Here is a 25,092-nt window from a genome sequence, read left to right as displayed (position 1 = left end):
CAACGTGACAGCGCAATCTTCACCTAATACCCCTTTGCTTTTCACCCCAACAAAATTGCGCGGGCTTGAAATCCGCAACCGCATCATGGCATCGCCAATGTGCCAATATCACTCGGATGATGGTGGCCCAAATGATTGGCATATGATGCATCTTGGCAGGCTTGCCATTGGTGGCTGCGGCATTGTGTTTGGTGAAGAAACCGCAGTCGAACCCGATGGCCGCAAAACCCATTCTTGTGCTGGCCTTTATCATCAAAGTCATATTGCCGCCTATCGCCGCTTGACTGATATGATCAAACAGCATGGTGCGGTTCCGGCAATCCAGCTTGGCCATTCGGGTCGCAAGGGATCATGCCATGGCGCGATTGAAGATTGGCGTCCACTCACCGCCGAAGATGCCAAAGATGGCTTGCCACCATGGCAAATTATGACGCCATCTGCGGCCATAAGCCCACCCCGCCCCATTCCGCCTAAAGAAATGGATCATGATGATATCAAGCGGGTTATTGAAGCATTTCGAACGGCAACAAAGCGAAGCATTGACGCCGGTTATGACATTGTCGAAATCCATGGCGCGCATGGCTATCTTATCCATCAATTCCTGTCCTCATCGGCCAATCAGCGTGACGATGCCTATGGTGGATCGCTGGAAAACCGTATGCGCTTTGCCATCGAAATTGGCGCGGCGGTTCGCGAAGAATGGCCGCAAGATAAGCCGGTTTTTTTCCGGCTTTCAGCAGTTGATGGCAAGGGCGGCAGTTGGCGACTGACCGACTCAATTGCCTTGGCAAAGGCGCTTCGTGCGGTTGATATTGATGTTGTCGATGTATCATCTGGCGGCGTGACCGGATCAAGTGACATGCCGATGGTGCCAAGGATTCCGGCATATCAGGCCAGTTTTTCCGGCCGTATCCGGCATAAAGCCAAGATCAAAACCATTGCCGTTGGCGGCATCACAACCGCCAAGCAGGCCGAAGATATCTTGCAGGCAGGGGATGCAGATATTATCGCCATGGCACGCGAATTATTATGGAATGCCGATTGGCCAGCCCATGCGGCTGAGGCACTTGGCGTTGATGACCCATTTTCCTATCTGCCAACAGGATATGCGCATCGGCTTCGTCTTCGCGAGGCGCAAAAGACAATGGACATCAATCAGGATCAAGATCTCATTGCCAAAAGTCTTCGCTATTTTCTGGATGACAGGGCGTCATCCTGATTATCTATCTGCAACGTCTATTTGATTGGGTTATCACCACCATAGGTCCAAAGATAATGCGGCGGTGTCGGGCCTTTATTGCGCTCTTTGCGACCCGCCTGTTCATGTGCATGCGCAAGCACCCCAACCGAACGTGACAGGCAGAACAGGCCGCGCGCCAAGGCTGGCTCAAAACCCAGCTCGGCATAAATGACGGCCGTAACACCGTCAACATTCATCGGAATGGCTTTGCCTTTTTGCTGATAAAGATAGGCCTCGATCGCCATTGCGATTTCAGCAAAACTGCCAGTACAGACTTTTTCGGCAACCGCTGTCTCGAGCAAGTTCATCAACCGCACCGATCGCGGATCGGCATTTTTGTGGAACCGGTGACCAAAACCGGGGACAAGCTGGTTGTTCTCGCGAAACACAAGATCAATGGCCGCCTCGCGTGACATTGTGCCAGCATGGTTTTTAACAGCATGGAAAAACTGCATTGCCTGTTCCCCAGCACCGCCATGAACATCGCCAAGCATATTGATTGCCGTTGCCATTGCGTTATTCAATGGCAAACCGCAACTAACCGCCATCCGCGCCGCCGCAATCGATGGTGCCTGCGGGCCATGATCAACCGCCGAGACAAGCGCCGCCTCAAACAAGGCCGCCTGCGCCGCATCGGGTCTTGTGCCGCGCGTCATCAGCCAAACCATTTCGGCAAACCCAATATTGCCGATCAAATCTTCAATCGCAAAGCCGCGAAGCCGAATTTGCCCGGGTGCCATATCGATAATATCGGTTTGCCACCAATCTGCTACATCCGTCATGATGATGATCCTTTCTGTGGTGAATCAGATAGTTCAATGCTGCCAGCCTTTTCATCAAAAAGACCGATGATGCCATCAGCAAAAAGCTGGTCAATTTCGGCTGGTGAAAAACCAAGGCTGGCAAGACATGGCCGTGTATCTGCGCCGATATCTGGCGGGTCACTGCGAAGCGTGGAAATGCGACCATCAAGGCTAATTGGCAAGCTTGGCAAGCGACCCTTGGCGCCATCGGGCATTGATGTTTCAAGAAGATAGCCGCCATCATTTAGATGCGGATCATCAAGCAAGGCTTCGGGATGGGCGATATGCGCAAACGGCAATTCAGCCGCAATCGCTTTTTTCGATATTTCGGCCAAATCCAGACCAGCGACAAGATCGCTCAAGATTGGCAAAAGCCGCGTTCGCGCATCAATGCGCTGGTTATTATTTGCCAGCGTTTCATCAGCGGCAAGATCATCACGGCCAAAAGCATCACAAAATCTCTGCCAATGCCGATCCGAGGTGATGCCCAGAAACACCTTTGCCCCATCGCGCGTGGCAAATTGGTCATAAATCGCCCAAGCCGAAACCCGGGCTGGCATTGGCGGGATCGGTTCATCAGATTGCGCGGCATAGGCAAGATGCTGCCCCATCAGGAACATCGCGCTTTCAAACAAAGCTGATTTGACAAGCTGTCCCTTGCCGGTTGCTTGTCGTTTAAGAAGTGCGGCCTGCACCGCAACAACACCAAAAGTACCACCCATAATATCGACAATTGACGCGCCTGCCCGCAACGGCATGCCCGGCGGGCCGGTCATATAGGCAAGGCCGCTCATCATCTGCACAACCTCATCTAGCGCAATGCGGTTTTCATAATGACCCGGCAAAAACCCTTTTAAGGACAAATAGATCAAGCGCGGAAATTCATCACAAATCTGCGCATAATCAAGCCCAAGCCGCGCCATTGTTCCCGGGCCAAAATTTTCAATCAGAACATCGCTTTCGGCCAAAAGCCGTTTGGCAATCGCAATGCCGCGCGGGTCTTTTAAATTCAGCGCAACGCTTTGTTTATTGCGGTTGAAAAACGGAAAATATCCGGTTCCAAACCCTTTTAACCGCCGTGTAGGATCACCGGTAACAGGCTCGATCCGGATCACCTCAGCACCAAGATCGGCAAGGATCAAACCCGCAGTTGGCCCCATGACCGTATGGCCAAAATCAAGCACCCGAATACCCGATAATGGCAAGGTGTCCGCTATCATAATGCGGCGCTATCAAGCATTGGCTGCGGTTGAATACGGATCAGCGCATCAAGCATCAAAACCCCATCAGCCTGCACCAGCACCGGATTGATTTCGGCTTCGGCAATGCGGCGAAGATTGGCAAGCTGAGACAGATTGGCAACCAGATTGGCAAGCGCTTCGAGATCACCCTTTGCCTTGCCACGATAACCGCGAAGCGCGGCAAACCCTTTGACCTCGTCAATCATTTTGCGTGCCGTTGCAAGGCTAACCGGTGAAGGGCGAATGCTGACATCTTTGTAGATTTCAGCAAAAATGCCGCCTGCGCCAACGGTGATGATTGGCCCAACAAGATTATCATGCCGCAAACCGACAAGTGCCTCACCAAGCCCGAATGCCATCTCTTGAAGCAACAGGCCTTCAATGTTGGCAGCAGGGAGATGGCTATTAATGGCTTTTCGCATTTGCGCCACCGCCGCATCAAGCGCATCACCGGTTTCGATTGATAAAACCACGGCCCCATAATCAGATTTATGCGGCAGATCCGGCGACACAAGCTTGGCGACAAGCGGATAGGCAAGCCCCGCTTTTGCAACAGATGCAGATGCTGGTTGCGCCTTGATTTCTGACAATGGCAAAAATAGCTGGCGCGGCCCCTTCAAACCAAGGCTGGCAAAAATCTGGTTGCCGTCAACTTCATTCAGCACGCCGCCATCACCGCCAATCGCCGCTGCCTTCATCACCGCATCAAGCTGCTGCTGAACATTTTTCAAGTCAATGGCATCATCGAGTTGATCATCCAATGCACTGGATTCGGCAGCAAGCAAAAGGGCAACACTGTCAGCACAGCTTTCAACACTGCCAAAACAAGGAATGCCATTCGCCTCAAGCATCGCCATTGATTGTTTTGCAATTGGCAGCGGAAAGGCAATAACCGGCGCGCCGGCCGGATTTTCCTTGGCCGCATCAATGATTGGCTTTACCGCCAGTTCTGGATTGAATTGTGCTGACGACCCGATCGCTACAACCACAATGCCTGTTTCCGGATCATTGATGAGCTGTGTAATCGCTTTTTTCATTATGTCATATTGCGCACCGGCAAGCGTTACATCGACAAGCTTGCCACTGCCGCACGGAATTTGCTGATCCTTGAAAAACCTCTTTGAGGCGGGACTTAATCCGGCAAGGTTAACCCCGCGGATACTCAACTGATCAACAAGCATGGCACCGCCGCCACCGGTTGTGGTGACAATGGTTGCGCGGCGCGGGCGGGATTTCAATTGCGGCTTTTTCAATAGCAATGCTGGCGCTTCAAACAACGCATCAAACTGGCTGACCTCGGCAATATTATGATGCGCCAGAAAGGCACGAACGGCCTCGGCTTCGCCAGTCATTGCGCCAGTATGCGATACTGACAAAGCCTGACCATCGCTGGATTTTCCCAACATATAAGCCACCACCGGTTTGCCAAGGCGTTTGGCCGTCGCGGCAAAAGCGGCAAAGATTTCCGGATTGCGCATGGTTTCAAGAAACAGCACAAAGCCATCAATTTGATCATCTTCAACCAATCCAAGGCCAAGCGAGCCAACGCAAGATTGCGCCTCATTGCCAAGCGAGATCAGCGCGGCAAACCCGATATTGCGTTCTTGCCCGCGTGAAATCAGCGTGCCAATCAAACTGCCGCTATGCGATAAAACAGCAAGCCGCCCCCGCGGTAATTCACCGGTTTTAAAGGCGGCATTGGTGGTGCAAACAAAACCGTTATTCGTGTTCACCACACCCATTGAATTTGGCCCGATAAGAACCATATCGGCAGCCTTGGCCTTGGCAACAAGCCGCGATTGGCGTGCCATGCCAGCATCGCCAGCCTCGGCAAATCCATCAGCAAGGATGGAAACAACCCTTACCCCCGCCGCAATGCAATCGTCAAACGCCGCCTCGACCAGATCTGTGCCAACAAGGATATAGGCGTGATCTACCTTTTCCGGAATGGCCGTTACCGACCGATAGGCTTTTTGACCAAGCACCTCATCACGGCGCGGATTTACAATATAGATGTTACCGGCAAAGCCATGTTGCTGGCAAAATTGCAGCGGCCGCGCTGATAGTTTTTTGGCATCGCCCGATACCCCAATCAATGCAACCGATTGCGGCGCGATAAGTGGCTGTGCAAAATCGCCCATGATCATGCGCCATCTTTTGCCGGTTTGGGCGGGCGCTGTGAAAAGCGACGGTCAAAAATACCTTCGGCAATCCGGTTTTTCAGAATCTCGGTTGATCCGCCGGCAATCATCCAGCCGCGCGTGCGGCGCATACAATATTGAACAATATTATCTTCACTAAACCCAAGCGCACCCATGATTTGCAAGGCCTCATTTGCCGCATAGAAACCAGCATCATTACAAGCCAGTTTTGCCAGTGCCGAATCCTGCGCCGATGGCAGGTCATTATCAGCGCGCGTTACCGCCCGCATCAACAATAGCTGTGCTGCCTCAAGCCGCATTTGCATTTCGGCAAATTTCCATTGAAGCCCCTGAAATTCGCAAATATCGCGCCCAAACTGGCGGCGCGTTTTGGCGTGATCACGCGCTTCGTTAAAGGCTTTGCGCCCCACCGCCACGGCGCGCGCGGCATTGCCAAGCCGTTCAATATTGAATCCCGAAATCTGTTTTTTGAATCCACCTGACCCAAGCAGAATATTGGCTTTGGGAATGCGGCAATTATCGAAATAAAGCGGCGACCATAATTCACCATTCATATAGCGATAGCCCGGGCCAATCTCGAAACCGGCAGTGCCTTTTTCGATAAGCGCCGATCCAATGCCCTCGGTTCCGGGGCCAAAGCGAAGATAGATCAAGAACACTTCGGCATCACCGCTATTGGTGCCGAAAACTTTGCTTCCATTCACCAGAAAATCATCACCATCAGGCGTTGCCGATGTTTTCAATTCAGTCACTGACGAGCCAGCATCAGGTTCGGACATGCCAACCGACATAACCCCTCTGCCAGCCAGAAGATCAGGCAGAAACCGCGCCAGCTGATCGGCGTTTGCATATTCGGCAAAGGTGCGGATTGCGCCAAAATTTCCGGCCTGCACGACATCGGCACTTCTCGGGCAGACCTCGGCAATCGCCTGAATTGCCAGCACCGCATCGGTTAGGTTTCCGCCAATACCGCCCTTGGATTCAGGAATGGTGATCCCAAGCAACCCCATTTCGGCAAACCGCGCCGCAACATCCCATAAATAGCCATCGCTATTGGCCCGATCAACCGCACCGTCGCCAAGTTCATTGACGGCAAATCGTTTCACTGAAATCATAAAAAATTTGCTGATCCTGCGTCAGTTCAAAATCCATCTAGCGATCCTCTGCATCTTTAAAAATTACTGCACCACTGGTGGCAAGCTGGTTAATCTCATCACGACTAAAACCAGCTTTGATAAGGCCATCACGCCCCCCTTCGCCAAGCCGCGGCGGTACCATTGCTGCTTGCTCGCTTGCCGAAGCGGGCGCCAATCCGGCAATTCGTGCTGCGGGCAATTGACCAAATTCATCAATCTCGACCCATCCAATCGCTTCAGTTTCGGCAATCTGTGCATCGTCAAATAAATCATTATAATCATGAACCGGCGCATTTAGGATATCGGATTCAGATAGGATTTTGACCCAATACGCTGTTGGCTTTTGCTGAATATGGGGCGCAACAAGCCGGTTCATCTCACCTGCATTTATAAGACGCTTTTCAGCCGAATTGAACCGGTCATCATCCAACCACTGGGTTGTGCCAAGATGCGTGCATAAAGCGACGAAATGAGCATCACGGCGTGCGTTTAAACTAAGATAACCATCAGCAGTAGCAAAAGTGCCAACGGGCGCACCAACCGGCTGTACCGCCGAGCCTTCAAATTTTTCAGCCACAAGTCGTGCCTCTTGAAAGGCCATTGCGCTTTCAAGAAGGCTGGTCTGGACATGGCTGCCATGGCCAGTTGTTGCGCGCCGGTAAAGCGCGGCAAAAACAGCCTGACTAAGATAAAGGCCAGTTGAATAATCAATGGCAAGCATATTGATCCGGCGCGGCAGACCATAGTCATCGCGGTTTATATTCATCAAGCCAGTATAGCCCTGCATCACCGTATCGGTTGCCGGCATATGGCTTTTCGGCCCAGTTACCCCAAACCCGGTTACCGACGCATAAACAACATTTGGATTCACCGCGGCGACGGCGGCGTAATCAATGCCAAGACGTTTGGTTACATTTGGCCGGTAATTTTCAATAATGACATCAGCCTTTGCTGCCAATTTAAACGCCGCCGCGCGACCCTCTGGGCTTTTCATATCAAGCGCAAGGCTTTTCTTGCCGCGGTTCAACACAATCGATTCAGCCGAAAAATCACCCTTGCGAAGGCCAAGGCTGCGGCACCAATCGCCATTACCCTGCGGTTCGACCTTAATGACATCAGCGCCATTACGGCTTAATAATAGCCCGCAATAGGGCGCGGCCACACCTTGGGCAAATTCAACAACAAGCAGGCCTTTAAACGCATCTTGCGTAAGATTGCTCATGCTAACGGCTCGATTTATCAAGAAAGGCCGTCACCGCGTCATGATGTTCATCACTGGCATAGCATATTGATTGCGCTTCCGAACCAAGCGCGAATACCGTCTCAAGCGGCAAATCCACCGATCGGTTCAAGATTGATTTTGATAGGGCAACCGCGCTTGCCGGGCCGAAACAAAGGCTTTTGGCCCACGCGCAGGCGTCGTCAAGCAATGCGTCGGCATCGGCCAGACGGTCAGCAAGGCCAATCTTTTCAGCCTCATCAGCGGCAATCGTGCGTGCGCTGAAGATCAACTCCTTGGCACGGGTGGTGCCAACACGGCGCGGCAGAAAATACAGCCCACCACCATCAGGGATCAAACCACGCCGCAGATAGGTCATTGAAAAGCTTGCTGCTGGCCCTGCCATGATAAAATCACAAGCGAGCGCCAAATCACAACCAAGACCGGACGCCGCGCCATTCACCGCCGCAATAACCGGCTTGTCCATATGATAGATTGTTGAAATCAGCCGGTGCGTCTGTTTTTGTCGCTTCCAGCCATTAAACCCAACCTTACCGCGCGGTGCCTCTAGCCGTTCACGCATCCCACCAATATCACCACCGGCGCAAAACCCGCTTCCGGCGCCGGTTAAGACAACCGCGCCAACAGCGTCATCAGCATTGACCGCATGCAGCGCATCAATCAGCGCATTACGCATGGCATCATTGATGGCATTGCGTTTTTCCGCGCGGTTCAAGGTCACAATAGCCACCTGATCAAGATGGGTTATATGAATCAGCGAGTCTGGATTTGTCATCAGCAGGCTACCTTGGTGATTTGTTGAATTAATCGCCATTACAGGCGTCGTATCGAGGATCGGCATATCAAAGTTCAAAGCCATATTACAAATTAGATTAGGATAAAAAAATGCCCGTGTCATTGATCAGATTTATTTAAATGAGACCCATTTTGACCTTGCCGCAGGGCTATTCTATTGAAAGAATGACCATCTACTCGCGGCCAGATTCCTTTGGTGCTGATATGATTCTTATTGAAAAAATTGCTGATTATATTGTTCAAGAACAAACGCGCCAATTCGCGCCAAGCACGTTTCATCACGCCAAACGCGCGGTGATCGACTGGTTTGCCGCCATGTATTCAGGCTCGGTTCAAGATCCAAACCCGATGTTGCGCGCCGCCCTTATTGATGGTGGCGATCCCCGACACGCAATTGTGTTCCCGACTGGCGATCATTCGACGATCAAAACCGCGGCCTTTTTAAATGGCGCCAGCGCTCACACATCCGAATTTGATGATATTTTCCGAGATGGTGGGCTGCATCCGGGCTGTGCAACCATTGCCGCAGCGCTTGCCGTTGGGCAAAAACATGATGTATCAGGCGAGGCTTTACTGCGTTCGGTAATTGCCGGATATGAGGTAAGTAGCCGCATCAGTGCAGCTATGGGCCGCGATCATTATCGCTATTGGCATACAACAGCGACCATCGCCACCTTTGGTGCCGCTGCTGCTGCCTGCCTGCTTTTGGGTTTGAACCGCAACCAAACAGCGCATGCGTTGGCGACCTCGGCCACACTTGCCGCTGGGCTGCAACAGGCATTCAGATCTGACGGAATGAGCAAACCGCTTCACGCCGCGCATGCTGCCGAAACCGGCGTCATGGCTGCTATGGCGGCCAGCAAAGGCGTCACCGGCGCGCTTGATGTTCTTGAGGGGCCTGCTGGCATGGGCGCTGCAATGAGCGGCAATGCCGATTGGAACAAAGCCACATCCGGTCTTGGCGAGATTTATAATATCGAGGCCATTACCTTTAAAAATCATGGCTGTTGCGGCCATACTTTTGCGGCCATTGACGGATTGCTGTTCATCATGCAGGACGCGCAAATTACCGCAGGCGATATTGCCAAAATCGCCATCGCCACCTACGGCCCAGCGGTTTCAATCACCGACAGGGTTGATCCCAAAACGCCGCAAGAATGTAAATTTTCAATGCAATATGTTCTTGCCCATGCTGCGCATTATGGCAGTGTCCGGATCGAGGCTTTTGAAGCCGAACGCATGCGTGATCCGGCGATCAGGGCAATGCTTGGGTTAATTGGTCTTGGCATTGATTCTACGATTGATGCCGAATTTCCGTCTCGCCGCGCGGCGCGTGTTACCGTCACCACAAAAGATGGTCGCCAATTAACGCATTATCAGCCAACGCGAAAAGGCGACCCCGATCTGCCCTTATCAGATGACGAGTTGGGCGCAAAATTTATCGAACTAACGAACCCGATTCTTGGCAGCGTCCTGACAAACAGCCTTTTACAAAACCTTTGGAAGCTTGATGACATCAGCCTTGCCAATGCCCTTGGCTTTGCGGTGGCAACGGGCAATCTTGCAGCCAGCCAAGATCTGCCAAATTAATTCTGCTTTGGAGAGCAACATGACAAAAACGCCATCCTATAACGATCTTCATCAACATATTGCCGCCTTGAAGAAGCAGAGTCTGTTGATTGAAATTGACCGCCAGATCGATAAAGACAGCGAAATGCATGCGCTTGTCCGTTGGCAGTTCATTGGCGGCATGAAAGAAGAAGACCGCAAGGCGTTTTTATTCACCAATATCGTTGATGGCAAAGGCCGTAAATTTGACATACCGGTTCTTGTCGGCGGGCTTGCCGCCAATCGTAGCATCTATAGCGTTGGCATGGGCAGTTCGGTCGAAGGCATTCAGGCCAAATGGGACAATGCCATTTCTAACCCGATTGATCCGCAATTTGTCGACAACGCACCTTGCCATGAGATCATTGAAGATGGCGCCAGCTTTAGCCAGCCAGGACATGGGCTTGACGCACTTCCCATTCCGGTCTCAACCCCCGGATTTGACAGCGCCCCGACATTAAGCGCAGGCAATGTGATTACCAAAGACCCTGAAACCGGCGTGCAGAATATGGGCACTTACCGCTGTGCCTTGAAAGCACCCGACCGGCTGGTGGTTCGCATGGCAACGCGGGTTGGCGGTGCTGGTGGTTATCAGCATTATCAAAAATGCCAGCAAATGGGCATTACCGAAATGCCGGTTGCGATTGTTCTTGGTTGCCCGCCCTATGTTGCCTTTATGGGGCCGCAAAAATTGCCGCTTGGCGTTGATGAATTTACAGTTGCTGGCGGTCTTGCCGGCGCGCCCATCAATGTGACCAAAACCAAAAGCATTGATCTGGTGGTGCCCGCCGAAGCCGAAATTGTGATTGAAGGCTTTGTCGACACAACGCGGGTTGAACCCGAAGGCCCCTTTGGCGAGTCACATGGCCATATAGCGCTTGAAGAATATAATATGCCGATGCGCATTACGGCGATTACCCGCCGTCAAAAAGCGATTGTTCCATCTTATATCAGTCAGGTAGCACCAAGCGAGTCCAGCGTCATCAAACGCGTCGCCTATGAGCCGTTATTCCTGCGCCATCTTCGTGATGAGAACAATATCAAAGGCGTCAAAAAAGTGTCGCTTCACGAGCCATTGACCGGCTTGCTTCGGGTGACCGTTATCACTTGTGATGCCAATATGCCCCGAACCGAAATATGGCGCGCGCTCTATAGCGCGGCCTTTTTCAAAGGTGATTGCAGCAAAATTTGTATTGCCGTGAATGAAGATATTGATGTTGATAATGCCGATGCTCTTTTATGGGCAATGGCCTATCGCACCAATCCATCTGAAGATATGCAAACCCTACCTCACCGCGGTCAAGGTCATGGCCCAAAACGGGAACATGATGGCGAAGAAGATTCAAGCGTTCTAATTGATGCCACAATGAAATCACCAATGCCGCCATTGGCCTTGCCCGGCAAGGAATATATGGAACGTGCCAAGGATATTTGGGATGAGCTTGGCTTGCCGCAACTAAATGTTCAAATGCCGTGGCATGGCTATTCGCTTGGTGCATGGCATCAGATCTGGGACGATGCTGGACGGCGCGCTGCCGCTGGTGGCTATCTGGAAAATGGCCGCATCTCAAAGGAACAAGCCCAAGAAAACCTAAAGCCTGAATCAAAGCTGGATCCCGATACAGGTCTTCCTATGAAGAAATAGCTGCACTTTGGTATCTATTTGGCATCTATTTTCTAGCTACCAAAACGCCATATCAACTGGGTTGTTGAAACGAATGGTTGCGAGGGCAGGATTTGAACCCTCGACACGCAGATTATGATAAGATAAAACCAAACCAACCCGATTACTGAACCGTATATTCGGCCAGTTTTTCCATATCAAGATCCATGGCAAGCCCTGCGCCATCCGGCACTTTCAAACTGCCCGAACTGATATCAAGGCGGGCTTGCGAAACTGTATCTTTTACCTTTAACGGGCCAACACATTCAAGGCCGGTCAGAATATTGCTTGATGATGCACCAACCATGATTTCGGCCATCGTGCTCATATCCAGACCAAAACCATGCCCCATGACAACTTTCAAACCCGCAGCTTCAGCCGTTGCCATCATCCGAACAGCAGGCATGATACCGCCTGCCTGTGCAATACCAAATTTCACAAGATCGGCACAATCAGCCTCGATTACCTTTAACAGACTGGCATGATCGCTAATCGATTCATCGGCCATGACACTGATCCCGCCAACACGCCGAATTTTGGCCAAACCGGCAAGATCATCGCGCGGCACTGGCTGTTCAAAAAGCTGCATATCGCAATCTTTGATCGCATCACACAGCCGGATCGCATCTTGGACGCTATATTGTTCATTCGCATCCATGCGCAGATTCACCCCCTTGCCAACGGCGGCCCGAACCGCTTGGACGCGCTGAATATCAGCATCAACATCACCGCCAATTTTGATTTTCAGCGATTGAAATCCAGCCTTGGCCCACCGCGCCGCATCAAGCGCGGCGTCTTTGGCTGGCAACTCGCCAATCCAACCATTAAAGGCAACATGGTCTGACACAGCACCACCAAGAAAATCACAAAGCGAAACCCCCAACCGGCGACAGGTCAATTCAATGGCGGCCATTTCAACGGCGGCGCGGGCACCAATTTGAATATCTTGCAAACTGCCCATTATGTCCGACAGGCGGTTGATATTTGTTGGCGACATGCCAAGAACCGCGGGGGTGATTTTTTCGCGCACCGTTGCGGCAATATCTTCGGCTCGATCGGGGAATACCGCCCGTGTCGATGGATCAACACTGCTAATACCATATGATTCATCGGATGCGGTGATCTTTACAACAACACCTTTGGTGACATTTTTTGACTTTCCACCGCTGGAAAAAACCGCAACCAATGGCATTGCCACAAGGAATGTTTCAACAGTTTCTATACGAACAGGCTTCATTTTACTTTCCTTCTAAAACCGACTTATCAACACCACGCCTGCTGTTATCTATGGTTTTGCAACATAGATTGGGCTGCTCCATGCCTGATGACCATCTTCTTGTGTCACGCGAACATAAAGCCGCTGTTCGGTTCCGGCGGCAAGCGCAAAAGATTGCTCACCTGACAGCGATGCAGACTCCAATATGGTGGGAAGCCGTTCAATATGAAGCCGGATATCCATGCCCCCACAATCAACGGTGATGCCAGTTTCATCAATATCGGCCACTGATGCTGAAATGGATTCAAAATTCGTCTGAACATTGATCTGGCTTGCCAGCGCGGCATCATCCAGCCAGAAATCAACTGATGATGCACCGCCAGTTGTCACTGTTTTCCACGCCGCCTCAGTTGCCGAAATCTGCGTTGGCTGGCGATTTGGATTCCAGAAATTGATTGCGTTAATACGATTAATTTTGCCACCGGTAAGATTGGCCGAAACATCCCATTTCACCAAGCGGCCTCGCCCACGATAATGCTGGCCAGCACAAGTAACGCGTAACCGGCTTAGCGCGGTTTGATCATGCCAAGGGCGAATGGTTCGCACCAGATCCAGCCCATTGAAAATATCGACACGTTCAATCGGTGCCGTGCCGATAATGTCAAAGGCAAGGTCAAGATGATCAAGCTCAGTGCTAACAATATCACCAATTTGCAGGGTTTGATCGCCCAAGCGTGCGGTCACATCCATATAGATCCGCGCCCCTGTCGTTGCGTAATGCCGTCGGTTACGGAACGCGTCAAAAAACGTGTCGCGGTCTAATTGTGGCAAAAGATGGCAGGTCAAACCACCATAAGAGCCAAATTGACTATCCCCCGGATATTCAGCCCCGGGGCGTCCTTTATGTCCGTCGCTTGACCCGACAATGCCAACCCGATAGCCGCACTCGAACGCATCGCGCAAAATCCATTCAAAAGTACCCCATGATGAATGCACCTCGACCGATGGTTCTAGTTTGGCATCATGTGCATATTTGATATCAGCATAACGCCCGCCAACATGCGCCACGACAATCGCATCTTCGTTTTGCAATTTTTTGATCAGATCGGGGGTCGATAAAACATCATTTTCAGGGAAAGTGCGGTCTCTGATCAAGGCGCGGCTTGACCGGTAAATTGGGCGACCTTCATCTCGAAACCACACATTATGATCACCGCCAAGGCCGGTATTTCCCGACCATTCATAACCTGGCAATGTCAAAAAGCGGTTATCTTCATTATATTCGGCTGTTAGCTCGTTCAAATGCTGCCAAAATGCGTCGGTAATCTGGAAGTCATTTCCCTGATGGCCAGCAATATCAAGAAACGCCTTGTTACGCGCAAAGTCAAAATATTCGCGCGCTGTTCCAACGCCGATTGTCTCGCCACTTTGTGCATGCATATCGCTCCAGAAATGCGCTGCATCGGCTTGGCGGATCACTAGCGGGTTTGCCGTTGCGATCAACTGGTCGTCTTCATCCAGAACGGAAAGATGCAACACCCCTGGGCTTTCCATCGAAAGTCCTTCAATGACAGCGCCAAAATCACCCGCCTTTAGATCAATAGTTTCAGCAAGGCCAGTAACCGGCAAATTGGTTTTCAATTTGATCTTTCCGGTTAAACGATTTGATGGATTGCCCCAGCGATCATCACCTTTGATTGACAATCGAAATGTCTCACCCGGCCGCCGCAATGTTGGCAGAATCGCCTTCCAATGCGCCGGATCGCCCGGCACCATCGCAATAGTTGGGTTTGCCGCGCTTGGCAGCGCAATGAAATCTTGGGTCGCAAACGGATCAACCGTGATCTGAAAGGTAAAGGCTGACTCGCAAAATGTTTGCAACAACCAGCCTGGCGATCCTTTGGATTGATCGCCAAAATTAATCACGATCTGGTCGCCCTCGCGCAAAAAGCGCAAACAGCGGATATACAGGCTTTTATTCCAAGGGCGGATATTGCGGCGCGCCTCCCATGACACTTCAAGAACGGCACCATTAGACGCCTCAACCGTTGTATATCCGGGCGCTGTGGGGTCACTAAACTGGATTGCCGAGCCATCAAAATGCCCTCGAAATCCAATCCGAAGCCCGCCTTGATCATCAATGCCAAATTTGCCAGCGGTATAAATCAATTTAAAGCTTTGATATGTGCCAATTTCAAACTGGCCCGATGGCGTTAAAATGGCTTCACCCATCAAATCTTGACGATAATCATTATAGGGCATGTCAGAGTCTTTCTTTATTTTGGCAAACAAAATTTATAAAATTTGGCGGGGATGGTCGATTGAACAGAGGGGTATGGCAAAGCTGAATTAACCTATATGAAAAAGCAAAATGGCCGTCATGAAAAGAGAAACTTTCGGCTTTTTCCTGTCTGATTGTGATGGCTTGCCAAAATCATGGTTAGGCAAGCCCATAAATACAATAATCTGCCACCAAGGAAATTATTTTGTAGAGAGTTTTCCCCGATTCAATCCAGAAAATACTGTATTTTGAGACTCGTTTCGCTAATATGATATGCAAGCATATCGATCCTCAAATTATTGCAGGCCAGTTTCATACCGGTCAGCGATAGGTATTTTATCCCCCAAGCCCAATTACGCTCATCATTTGAAAGAAAAGCCCAATCGATATGACAACGATTATTGAAAATGCCGGCATGACCTTCGAGATGATGTTCTTGTTCAGTCTCATTGTCGGCGCGCTTTTTTGCTATGCAAATGAGAAAATACCAATGGAAATCACCGCCCTTGGCGTTGTTCTGATTTTGTTATTTTTCTTTCATTTTTTTCCAATCATTGACCAGAATGGCAGCAATATTTTGCCATCTAGCAAAATATTATCAGGTTTTGCCAATCCGGCGATGCTGACCGTTTTGGCGCTTCTTGTTGTCGGTCAGGGCGTCGTGAAAACTGGGATTTTAGAAATTTTTTCACGCCATGTGCTGGCGTTGAGCATGGGCAAATTATGGATTGCCACTTTGATATCACTTATTACTGTGCTGTTGATTAGTGCCTTTTTGAACAATATCCCTGTGGTGATCATTTTCATCCCCATCATGCAGGGCATTGCGCAAAGGTTTCATATTCCCGCCTCAAAATTACTTATGCCGCTCAGCTTTGTTGCCGTTGTTGGTGGCATGACCACCCTTGTCGGGTCAGGCACGAATCTGTTGGTATCAAACGCGCTAATCGAAGCTGGATTTGACGGGTTTACCTTTTTTGAATTCACCCTTCCCGGATTGCTTCTTGCTGGCACCGGCCTTGCCTATGTGACGATTATTGCGCCGAAATTTCTGCCGCACCGAACCAGCCTTAGCCATCGTATGCGCGAACGTCTTGATCAGCATTTTATGGCAGAAATTTCGATTAATGCCGAATCAAGACTGATTGGCCAGTCGCTTGGTGTGCGCATGTTTCACGAATTGCCTGATATAAATGTGCGGATGATCAACCGGCTTGGCAAAACAATCTTGCCGCCCTTTACCGGTTTGAAATTACGGGAAGATGATGTCATTGCGCTTTCGGCAACCCGCGAGGATCTGACCAAATTGATGGATTCTGGCTATGGATTAACCCCAGCTGAAGGCTATCGGACAAATCCGAACAGCCATAAGAAATCTGATCAGATTGTTGTTGAGATGATGATCACACCATCATCATCTTTGGTCGATAACACCATTAGCCGAACCGGTTTTGAATATCGGCATAATTGTCAGGTTCTGGGAATCCAGCATCACGCGCACATGATCCGCAGCCGCATGGGTCGGGCCAAGTTGGCGGCAGGCGATCTGCTTTTGGTCAAATGTGATACCGAAACGCTTCGCGGTTTGCGCGAAGATCTCGATGTTGTTCTGGTTGAATTTTCGGTTGAGGAACTGCCAAATCTGAAATCGGCCAATGTTTCTATTTTCATTTTTCTTTCGGTGGTTCTATCAGCGGCATTTGGTTTAGTGCCAATCGTGATTTCGTCTTTTTTCGGCGCCTTGGCGATGGTGGCTACCAATGTCATCAGCTTGCAACAGGCAACCCGCGCCCTAGATTTTAAAGTCATCACAACGATCGCGGCAGCACTCGCACTTGGGGTGGCGATGGAGGCCACTGGCGCTGCCACCTATCTTGCCAATCTCATTCTGTCCGTCACCGGAACCGCCAGCCCAAGGATGGTTTTAAGCACATTCTTCCTGATGGTTGCCTTGATGTCGAACATCATCAGCACCAAGACCTGCGCCGTTCTTTTCGCCCCGATTGGCCTTCACATCGGTGCCGAGATTGGCATTGACCCACGAATCTTTGCCATCACCATTGTGTTTGCTGCCAATTGCGCCTTTGCAACCCCCTTTGCCTATCAGACAAGCTTGCTGGTGATGGGACCGGGAAGTTATCATTTCAAGGATTTTCTCAAAGTGGGATCGCCCTTGGTCATTCTCATCTGGCTTGTATACTCCGCCTTTATTCCTTGGTATTACGGATTGTAAAATGGAAGAAGAGGTACCGGACGCGTCACGGCAACCATGGAAAAATGTCGGTTATGCCGCGTCAAATTCTGGGCCTCTCTCTGGCATCAGGGTTGTTGATCTTTCACGTCTTGTTGCTGGCAATATGGCCTCGCTCCAGCTGGCTGATTCGGGCGCTGACGTCACCAAGATAGAGCCTTTGCCAGCCGGCGACCCGCTTCGCGCATGGCAACAGGCTGGCATACAGACATTCTGGTCGGTCTATTGCCGCAATAAAACAAGCATCGCTCTTGATTTCCGGCATGAAAAATCAATCAATATTCTAACCCGTTTAATTGATCAGGCGGATATTATGATCGAAAGCTTTCGCCCGGGAATTTTAGAGTCAATGGGGCTGGCACCGGCGATTTTGCATCAGCGCAATCCGGGTTTGATCATTTTGCGGGTTTCCGGATTTGGTCAATCTGGGCCCTATAGCCACCGGCCCGGTTTTGGCACTCTTGTCGAGGCGATGTCAGGATTTGCCAGCCGTAGTGGCGAGGCGGGTGGCGGTCCATTGCTGCCGCCGGTGGCGCTGGCAGATATGATTTCCGGCCTTTACGGATCAAACGGCATCATGATGGCATTACGTGGCCGCGAACAAACCGGCCACGGTCAAGTTATTGATCTTGCGCTTCTTGATTCGATGGTTTCGGCGATCGGTCCTGATGCTTTTGATTATGCCGTTACTGGAGAGGTCAAACAGCGAGTTGGCAATGGATCAAACACGGCAAGCCCGCGCAATATCTACCAAACATCAGATGATCATTTCATCGCCATTTCGGCATCAATCCAATCAACAGCCAAACGCCTTTTTGCCACTGTTGGGGCAGCAGCCATGATTGATGATCCAAAATTTGCCACCAATGCGGCGCGGGTGAAACATCAGGCCGAGATAGACATCGTGGTCGGCGGCTGGATCGCCGCGCGAAGCCGAAAAGAGGTTTTAGCCATTTTTGACGCTGAGGGCATTACCGCCGCGCCAGTCAATAATATTGCCGATAATGCCAATGACCCGCATTTTATCGAACGCGGCATTTATGTAGCGGCAAACAATCCGGCAACTGATGCGGCAATGGGCAAGGTGCCAATGCATCAGCCACTTCCGATTATGGAAAACAATCTTGACCGACTGCGCATGCCAGCGCCAACACTTGGCCAGCATAGCCGCGCCGAATTGGCCAAGGCCGGATTTCAAGATAATGAAATTGACCAATTGATTGCACTAAATGTGATTAGTCAGCCATAAGGCTACCAGTATTGGTATTGGTATTGGTATTGGTATTGGTATTGGTATTGGTATTGGTATTGGTATTGGTATTGGTATTGGTATTGGTATTGGTATTGGTACTGGCATTGGTACTGGTACTGGTACTGATACTGGCAAGGCTAAATCACAAGGTGATATTTCAGGCGACAAGTGACAAGAGCTAGCGTAAATTAGAGCTTGGTTAAGCTCGCATCATGGCAAATCACATCAACCTATTTCCAGCACCGCCAATTATTGCCTGCCTATCCACTATTTACTGACATCAAATATCCTTCGCCCATCAACTATTTATTGATCATCATGCCTGTTGATTTTTTTGCATTCCTAACCGCGCGTGCCGCTGTCAGCCTTGTCACGGCAATGCTGTCAATTGCGATTGGCTGGCATCTATATCAAAATAGCGGCGACCCGTTTGATCTGGCACTCGTTGGGTTGATGCAGATCATGCCGATTTTTCTGTTTTTCTTTATTACAGGTTGGGCAACCGACAGCTTGCCACGGAAAGCCCTGTTAATCATCTGCACTATTACCGACGCGGTGATTTTGATTGGCATCACCATGGCCATGCTTGCTGATGACTTAAATTTGACGGTCATTTTTGCGCTGCTATTTGCGCATGGCGGGGTCAAGGCATTCTACACGCCAGCCCAGCAAGCCATCATTCCCAATATCGTTCCGCCTGCCATGCTGTCGCGCGCGATTGCGCTGAATTCCACCATTGGCAAGGTGTTTGCCACGGCAGGGCCGTTGCTGGCGGGTGTTCTGATTACGGTGATTGATGTTTACACCTATCTTGTTGCCGCTGGCCTGATGGGGATCAGCACAATTGCCTATCTGTTTTTGCCAAAATTAACCCGGCTAAAGCCTGCTGGTCGAAGCCTTGATATGGTTCTTGGCGGCGTTGCCTATGTTCGGTCAAATTCAATTGTTCTTGGGGCGATCGCGCTTGATCTGTTCATTGTTCTGATGGGGTCGGTTGTGACCTTGCTGCCGGTCTATGCCGCTGATATTTTGAATGTCGGGCCAGAATCACTTGGTGTCTTGCGCGGCATGCCGGCGCTTGGCGGGGTTGTTGTCGGGCTTGGGCTTGCTGCCTTGCCGCCGATGCGACGGTCGGGGCTTTGCCTTTTCGCCGCGCTGTTGGTATTTGCAGCGTCAATTCTGGTTTTTGCGGTTTCGACCATTTTTTGGGTCAGCCTTGTGGCCTTGTTTGTCTATGGCGCAGCCGATATGGTGAGTGTCAATATCCGCATGACCCTTATTCAATTGGCCACACCCGATCATCTTCGCGGCAGAGTTAGCGCGGTGAACGCAATTTTTATTTCATCATCAAATGAAATGGGTGATGTTCGGGCTGGCAGCGCCGCCGCGCTTCTTGGCCCTGTTACAACTGTGTTTATTGGCGGACTGGCGGCTTTGGGCGTGGCGATTGGCGGCTGGTATGTTTTTCCAAAGCTACGCCATCTCGATCGACTAGCCGACCTATGCCCCCCAGATGAATCCAGAATTAATGGAGATAAAAATGACCAACGATAGTCCTTATACCCCACCGGCGGTCTGGACATGGCAAGCCGAGAATGGTGGCACATTTGCCAATATCAACCGGCCAATTGCAGGCGCAACACATGACAAGCCGCTTGCTGTTGGCAAACATCCGCTTCAGCTTTATTCTCTAGCCACACCGAATGGCGTAAAAATAACCGTGATGCTTGAAGAATTATTGGCGCAAAACATCACTGGCGCCGAATATGACGCATGGCTGATCCAAATTCGCGATGGCGACCAATTCGGCAGTGGCTTTGTCGAGATTAACCCAAATTCAAAAATTCCAGCCTTGATGGATTATTCACTATCGCCGCCATTGCGTGTGTTTGAGTCGGGTAATATTTTGCTCTATCTGGCAGATAAATTCGCAACATTGATACCAAAAGACCCTGCCGGCCGCACCGAATGTTTATCATGGCTTTTTTGGCAGATGGGAAGCGCGCCTTATCTTGGTGGCGGTTTTGGCCATTTCTATGCCTATGCGCCAGAAAAACTGCCCTATCCGATTGACCGTTTTACGATGGAAACCAAACGTCAGCTTGATGTTCTTGATCGCCAACTTGCCAAACATAGCTATGTCAGCAGTGATGAATACAGCATTGCCGATATTGCGATTTGGGCTTGGTATGGGCAATTGGTTCTTGGTCGTCTTTATAATGCGGCTGAATTTCTGGATGTGCAAACCTATAGTCATGTCATGCGCTGGGCCAAAGCGATTGATTCGCGTCCGGCGGTGAAACGTGGCCGCATGGTCAATCGTGTATCTGGCGCACCGGAATTCCAGCTTCATGAACGCCATGACGCCAGTGATTTCGACAACAAAGCCCGAGATAAAATTGCCTAGGCAAACAACCTGTTTTGCACCGGCCAAACAACCCCAAATTGAATTTTACCAAAGGACAAAACAGCATGAATTGGACAGCACGACGTCACCGGTTTCGGCAGATTTTGGCAGGCACTGACTGCATCACACCAGCAACGGTTTTTGATCCTTTATCGGCGCGTATGGTCGAAGACCTTGGCGGCCAGGTTGGCATGTTTGCCGGATCGGTGGCGGCAATGTCAATCCTTGGCGCACCCGATAAAATGCTGATCACCGCGTCAGAATTTGCCGAAATGGCCTTGCGGATTTGCCGGGCGGGTGATCTGGCGGTTATTGCCGATGCTGATCATGGCTATGGCAATGCCATGAATGTACAGCGCACAATCCGCGAACTTGACCATTCTGGGCTTGCCGCAATCACCATTGAAGATACTGATCTGCCACAGCCTTTTGGATCGGAGGCAACACAGCTTTTGAACATTGATGAGGCGGTTGGTAAAATGCGAGCGGCTGTATCAGGGCGCGTTGACGCCGATTTGGTTATTCTGGCGCGAACCAGCGCAGCCACCATTACCGGCCGTGATGATTGCATCGCCCGCATTAAGGCCTATGAAAAAGCCGGCGTTGACGGCATTGCGCTGATCGGTGCACGGTCTCTTGAGGATTTGAATGCGCATTGCGCCGCAACCGATCTTCCCATCATGCTTGGCGGCATTGGATCACTTGCACCAAAAGCCGATGATCTGGCAAAAATGGGCGCGCGCATATGTCTTCGAGGGCATCAGCCCTATCTGGCATCGCTTGCCGCAACTTATAGCGCAATCCAGCAAGTGCTTGGACAGGCAAATTCTGATGATGCGCCACCCGTGATCAATTCAGCCATTTTGCGGCAATTGACGCGTGAAGACGGTTATGATGGCGATGCTGATCAATTTTTGAAATAGGCCATAACCGGGACTTGAAACAATCAAGAACTTTGGGCAATCCCCTTCACCATTGGTCAGGATTTGACAAGTTTATGAAAACTGCCCTAATTGACATTGGTAATTTGGCAATCGGATTGCCGCAAAAGTCAAAATAGTATGACAAAGGAGATGATGATTTGAGCGCCCCTTATTGGACACCATCAGGCGGCCTGCCGCCGCAATCTCAATTATTGTCAGATCGCGCGGTTTTCACCACCGGATATGCGGTGATCCCAAAGGGTGTTTTATCGGATATCGTGACAAGCTATCTGCCGTTCTGGCACAAGACCAGATTATGGGTACTGGCGCGTCCCATGACTGGCTTTTCTGAGACCTTTTCACATTATCTAATGGAAATTGAGTCAGGTGGCGGCAGCGACCGGCCAGATGACAATGCCGATGCGCAATCGGTGCTTTTTGTAACAGGCGGGTCAATGACAATAACCATTGACGGTACAACGCACCCGTTGACGATTGGAAGCTATGTCTATCTGCCAGCAGGATGTGATTGGACGATCATCAATGATGGCGGTCAGACAGCCAGCTTTCATTGGATTCGTAAACGTTACAACGCGGTTAGCGGCATTGACCGGCCTGATGCTTTTGTCACAAGCGATGGCGCTGTTGACCCGATCGCTATGCCCGATACTGATGGGCGCTGGGCAACCACAAGATTTGTTGATCCGACCGATTTACGCCATGACATGCATGTGAATATCGTGACCTTTCAACCAGGCGGCACGATCCCTTTTGCCGAAACACATGTAATGGAACACGGGCTTTTCGTTCTAAGCGGCAAGGCGGTTTATCATCTGAATCAAGATTGGGTTGAGGTCGAAGCGGGTGACTATATGTGGCTTCGCGCTTTTTGCCCGCAAGCCTGTTACGCTGGGGGGGCCGACCCGTTCCGCTATTTGCTCTACAAGGATGTAAACCGGCACATGCCGCTTGATCTATAGCTACGTCAAAAGCAAGAAAGGCCAAAACCGGCTTAAAAGCCTGTCATTTGGCCTTTTCGGCAAGCAATTTGGCAACAACAGCCAAGCCCCAAAAACCGAATGCATAGCCAAGCGCGATGACCCAAACGGCAAGATCTAATGCCGATAGCTTGTATGATCTGCCAAAATACAGAATCAATGCGGCAAGTGCGGTAATGGTGATGCCAAAATAAACGCCATATTTAACAAGATATCGCTTTTGAGCAAGACCCGCCAACAGCCCAAATAATTCTTGGCAGAACCTCCAAAACCCAACAGCAAACCGCCGCCAGAGACGCCAAAATTGATCACACCGGTTTTGCAACATTCGCCAAAGCTAATGTCATTAAGAAATCGCAGCGATGCTGGCGGCCGGCGGCGTCACATCTTGAGATTTGTAAACGCTGATACCAACTGGGTGATACCAACTGGCCAAAACCGACATAACTTGGCGTTCGGCATCGGCAAAAAGGCCATGAATGATTGCCGTTTCCAGCTTTCACCCATGGCCCTGATTTACCTTAAAATGGCAAAATTTTTTAGGTTTAGCCCCTAGCTGGCAGCGCGGTTCTTTTCAAGCCAGCCATCAACAAGCGCCACGGTTTCGTCAAGGCTTGGCAAATGCGAGCCTTTTTGCGCGGCAACGGTTTGCACCAGCTTGTCAACACGTTCGATATTCTTAGCACCAGCGGCTAAGGCGCGCGCAGCCGATGATGGGCTGCCAAGCGATTGTGCCGCATTGGCATATTTTTCAAACGGCACAAAATCGGCAGATGCCCCGCCAAGGCCAATGCATAATTCAACAACCCAATTATAGATTTCGCGCGATTGTTCTAGGTCATGATGAACCGCATCCTGAATTGGGCGCATTTCTTCTTTTTGAACACAGCGGTAATTTCCCGCGACAAGCATTGCCCATTTTGCCAATGGCACAAACACTGAATCATGCACCTTTAGCTTGACTGGCAATTCGATTTCAGCACCGTCATCAGTGGTAAAACGAACCTCCTCAATATCTGCCTGAAGGCGGCGAAGCATGGCGTTGTCCTGCTCGTGATGAAACGCCGCTGCCTTGAAATTGGTTGGTAGGCGAACTTGCAAGACATTGAGGTTTTCCTCAGGTGGGCGGAATGCCTGCGGGTCGGGGCTGCATAGGGTGAATTTTTCTGGATCAAACGCATCCCAGACGGTTGATTCGGCGTAACAGACACGAATGGACTCAACATCCATATTGGGAAGACGCTTCATAAAGCTAAGTGGCGGCATATTCATGATCGACATGCATGGCACGCCAGATTTTGCCACCGCTTGCAGCAAATCACGAACACCGGGTGACGAATATTGTGGCTCCTGCATGGCAAGAACAACAAGATCAAAATCTGCCGGATCGCAATCGGCGGGGCCGCCAGCCGATAATTGACCAGCCAGTCCGTTTGTGCGGATTTTAACAAGACCGTCGCGGCCTTTTACGGGTGTGCGGATAATCGCACCTTCGGCGTTGAAAAGATCGGCTTCGGCAGGAAGGCAGATCATCTTTGCATTATGGCCAGCCAAAACAATTTTGGTAGCCAGCAACGATCCATATGATGCGCCAAGAATCAGTACATTTAGGGGGGTCATGTGGGGGAGTCTCCAATTAAAACAAAATTCGTGCTCTGTTTTACCGTGACAGACCAAGAATTTCAACGCAAACCGAACCGTTTTGCCGGTCGCATGCCATTGCACACCGCCATTTTCAGGCGGGCAGATTTCAGCCAAAAGGCAAAATGCGCTCTAAATGCCAACTTTAAAATTTTATATTTTATCAAAGCTGAATTCAGCGCAATTTTTTTTGGCCAACTGATATGCAGTCACTGGCAAAAATCTGAAAATATTT

At 50.5% G+C, this 25,092-nt stretch carries 18 protein-coding genes and 1 pseudogene; 9 read left to right on the top strand and 10 right to left on the bottom strand.

All coding sequences use genetic code 11. The features are described 5' to 3' along the window. The first annotated feature begins 4 nt into the window (after positions 1–4). Positions 5–1,219: an NADH:flavin oxidoreductase/NADH oxidase gene (locus tag ABXT40_RS01675; protein WP_443646109.1), complete on the top strand. Its 1,215-nt coding sequence runs from the start codon at positions 5–7 to the stop codon at positions 1,217–1,219. A 17-nt stretch (positions 1,220–1,236) separates the two neighbouring features. Here ABXT40_RS01675 and ABXT40_RS01670 read toward each other — a convergent pair whose 3' ends face one another. The 6 genes and pseudogenes from ABXT40_RS01670 to ABXT40_RS01645 all read right to left on the bottom strand — a co-directional run bounded on the left by ABXT40_RS01670 (position 1,237) and on the right by ABXT40_RS01645 (position 8,597). After that, positions 1,237–2,022 carry a citryl-CoA lyase gene (locus ABXT40_RS01670; protein ID WP_443646108.1) on the bottom strand — a complete coding sequence of 262 codons (786 nt, stop codon included), beginning with the start codon at positions 2,020–2,022 and terminating at the stop codon, positions 1,237–1,239. Beyond that, positions 2,019–3,263 (bottom strand): CaiB/BaiF CoA transferase family protein, encoded by a 1,245-nt coding sequence (locus tag ABXT40_RS01665; RefSeq protein WP_443646107.1) that lies wholly within the window; start codon positions 3,261–3,263, stop codon positions 2,019–2,021. Before ABXT40_RS01665 ends, ABXT40_RS01670 begins: the two co-directional genes overlap by 4 nt. Then, positions 3,260–5,425, bottom strand: coding sequence for an acetate--CoA ligase family protein (locus ABXT40_RS01660; RefSeq protein ID WP_443646106.1), 2,166 nt, complete (start codon positions 5,423–5,425; stop codon positions 3,260–3,262). Before ABXT40_RS01660 ends, ABXT40_RS01665 begins: the two co-directional genes overlap by 4 nt. Positions 5,426–5,427: 2 nt before the next feature. Continuing rightward, positions 5,428–6,598: pseudogene (locus tag ABXT40_RS01655) on the bottom strand (acyl-CoA dehydrogenase family protein). Further along, positions 6,599–7,804, bottom strand: a complete 1,206-nt coding sequence (locus ABXT40_RS01650; RefSeq protein ID WP_443646105.1) for a CaiB/BaiF CoA transferase family protein — start codon at positions 7,802–7,804, stop codon at positions 6,599–6,601. 1 nt (position 7,805) lies between these two features. Then, on the bottom strand, positions 7,806–8,597 hold the full coding sequence (locus tag ABXT40_RS01645) for an enoyl-CoA hydratase/isomerase family protein (protein WP_443646104.1): 792 nt from the start codon (positions 8,595–8,597) through the stop codon (positions 7,806–7,808). Between the two features lie 224 nt (positions 8,598–8,821). On the opposite strand from ABXT40_RS01645, the gene ABXT40_RS01640 reads away from it, so the two are divergent. Further along, positions 8,822–10,207, top strand: a complete 1,386-nt coding sequence (locus tag ABXT40_RS01640) for an MmgE/PrpD family protein (protein ID WP_443646103.1) — start codon at positions 8,822–8,824, stop codon at positions 10,205–10,207. A gap of 19 nt (positions 10,208–10,226) precedes the next feature. Then, complete coding sequence (locus ABXT40_RS01635) at positions 10,227–11,870, top strand: UbiD family decarboxylase (RefSeq protein ID WP_443646102.1); 1,644 nt, start codon at positions 10,227–10,229, stop codon at positions 11,868–11,870. Positions 11,871–12,012: 142 nt separating this feature from the next. Here the strand turns inward: ABXT40_RS01635 and ABXT40_RS01630 are convergent, their stop codons facing one another. Then, entirely contained in the window at positions 12,013–13,125 is a 1,113-nt protein-coding gene (locus ABXT40_RS01630) for a mandelate racemase/muconate lactonizing enzyme family protein (RefSeq protein ID WP_443646101.1), read from the bottom strand. 48 nt (positions 13,126–13,173) lie between these two features. Beyond that, the gene (locus ABXT40_RS01625; protein ID WP_443646100.1) at positions 13,174–15,366 is read right to left on the bottom strand and encodes a DUF3604 domain-containing protein; all 2,193 of its coding nucleotides are present in this window, start codon (positions 15,364–15,366) and stop codon (positions 13,174–13,176) included. Between the two features lie 407 nt (positions 15,367–15,773). On the opposite strand from ABXT40_RS01625, the gene ABXT40_RS01620 reads away from it, so the two are divergent. From ABXT40_RS01620 to ABXT40_RS01595, 6 genes are all read left to right on the top strand, one after another. Then, a complete protein-coding gene (locus ABXT40_RS01620) occupies positions 15,774–17,618 on the top strand; it encodes an SLC13 family permease (RefSeq protein ID WP_443646099.1) in 1,845 nt (614 codons plus the stop codon). A gap of 1 nt (position 17,619) precedes the next feature. Further along, entirely contained in the window at positions 17,620–18,885 is a 1,266-nt protein-coding gene (locus ABXT40_RS01615; protein ID WP_443646098.1) for a CaiB/BaiF CoA transferase family protein, read from the top strand. A 321-nt stretch (positions 18,886–19,206) separates the two neighbouring features. After that, the gene (locus tag ABXT40_RS01610; protein WP_443646097.1) at positions 19,207–20,442 is read left to right on the top strand and encodes an MFS transporter; all 1,236 of its coding nucleotides are present in this window, start codon (positions 19,207–19,209) and stop codon (positions 20,440–20,442) included. Continuing rightward, positions 20,429–21,295 carry a glutathione-dependent disulfide-bond oxidoreductase gene (gene yghU, locus ABXT40_RS01605; RefSeq protein ID WP_443646096.1) on the top strand — a complete coding sequence of 289 codons (867 nt, stop codon included), beginning with the start codon at positions 20,429–20,431 and terminating at the stop codon, positions 21,293–21,295. Before ABXT40_RS01610 ends, yghU begins: the two co-directional genes overlap by 14 nt. 65 nt (positions 21,296–21,360) lie before the next feature. Beyond that, positions 21,361–22,218: an isocitrate lyase/PEP mutase family protein gene (locus ABXT40_RS01600; RefSeq protein WP_443646095.1), complete on the top strand. Its 858-nt coding sequence runs from the start codon at positions 21,361–21,363 to the stop codon at positions 22,216–22,218. A gap of 158 nt (positions 22,219–22,376) precedes the next feature. Then, entirely contained in the window at positions 22,377–23,198 is an 822-nt protein-coding gene (locus ABXT40_RS01595; protein WP_443646094.1) for a bifunctional allantoicase/(S)-ureidoglycine aminohydrolase, read from the top strand. 43 nt (positions 23,199–23,241) lie between these two features. Here the strand turns inward: ABXT40_RS01595 and ABXT40_RS01590 are convergent, their stop codons facing one another. Beyond that, the gene (locus ABXT40_RS01590; RefSeq protein WP_443646093.1) at positions 23,242–23,544 is read right to left on the bottom strand and encodes a hypothetical protein; all 303 of its coding nucleotides are present in this window, start codon (positions 23,542–23,544) and stop codon (positions 23,242–23,244) included. Positions 23,545–23,768: 224 nt separating this feature from the next. Next, the gene (locus tag ABXT40_RS01585) at positions 23,769–24,836 is read right to left on the bottom strand and encodes a hypothetical protein (RefSeq protein ID WP_443646092.1); all 1,068 of its coding nucleotides are present in this window, start codon (positions 24,834–24,836) and stop codon (positions 23,769–23,771) included. Positions 24,837–25,092 lie beyond the last annotated feature (256 nt).

The sequence above is a fragment of the Candidatus Ponderosibacter sp. Uisw_141_02 genome (assembly GCF_048087665.1).
Lineage (GTDB): Bacteria > Pseudomonadota > Alphaproteobacteria > Puniceispirillales > Puniceispirillaceae > UBA3439.
Note: the sequence above shows the minus strand (reverse complement) of the source record. Positions and strands in the feature narration are given on the sequence as shown.

Bases quoted from the DNA above. Each gene is read 5' to 3' on its own strand.
- ABXT40_RS01670 (WP_443646108.1), bottom strand. From the start codon at position 2,022: ATGACGGATGTAGCAGATTGGTGGCAAACCGATATTATCGATATGGCA.
- ABXT40_RS01665 (WP_443646107.1), bottom strand. From the start codon at position 3,263: ATGATAGCGGACACCTTGCCATTATCGGGTATTCGGGTGCTTGATTTT.
- ABXT40_RS01660 (WP_443646106.1), bottom strand. From the start codon at position 5,425: ATGGGCGATTTTGCACAGCCACTTATCGCGCCGCAATCGGTTGCATTG.
- ABXT40_RS01650 (WP_443646105.1), bottom strand. From the start codon at position 7,804: ATGAGCAATCTTACGCAAGATGCGTTTAAAGGCCTGCTTGTTGTTGAA.
- ABXT40_RS01645 (WP_443646104.1), bottom strand. From the start codon at position 8,597: ATGACAAATCCAGACTCGCTGATTCATATAACCCATCTTGATCAGGTG.
- ABXT40_RS01640 (WP_443646103.1), top strand. From the start codon at position 8,822: ATGATTCTTATTGAAAAAATTGCTGATTATATTGTTCAAGAACAAACG.
- ABXT40_RS01635 (WP_443646102.1), top strand. From the start codon at position 10,227: ATGACAAAAACGCCATCCTATAACGATCTTCATCAACATATTGCCGCC.
- ABXT40_RS01630 (WP_443646101.1), bottom strand. From the start codon at position 13,125: ATGAAGCCTGTTCGTATAGAAACTGTTGAAACATTCCTTGTGGCAATG.
- ABXT40_RS01625 (WP_443646100.1), bottom strand. From the start codon at position 15,366: ATGCCCTATAATGATTATCGTCAAGATTTGATGGGTGAAGCCATTTTA.
- ABXT40_RS01620 (WP_443646099.1), top strand. From the start codon at position 15,774: ATGACAACGATTATTGAAAATGCCGGCATGACCTTCGAGATGATGTTC.
- ABXT40_RS01615 (WP_443646098.1), top strand. From the start codon at position 17,620: ATGGAAGAAGAGGTACCGGACGCGTCACGGCAACCATGGAAAAATGTC.
- ABXT40_RS01610 (WP_443646097.1), top strand. From the start codon at position 19,207: ATGCCTGTTGATTTTTTTGCATTCCTAACCGCGCGTGCCGCTGTCAGC.
- yghU (WP_443646096.1), top strand. From the start codon at position 20,429: ATGACCAACGATAGTCCTTATACCCCACCGGCGGTCTGGACATGGCAA.
- ABXT40_RS01600 (WP_443646095.1), top strand. From the start codon at position 21,361: ATGAATTGGACAGCACGACGTCACCGGTTTCGGCAGATTTTGGCAGGC.
- ABXT40_RS01590 (WP_443646093.1), bottom strand. From the start codon at position 23,544: ATGTTGCAAAACCGGTGTGATCAATTTTGGCGTCTCTGGCGGCGGTTT.
- ABXT40_RS01585 (WP_443646092.1), bottom strand. From the start codon at position 24,836: ATGACCCCCCTAAATGTACTGATTCTTGGCGCATCATATGGATCGTTG.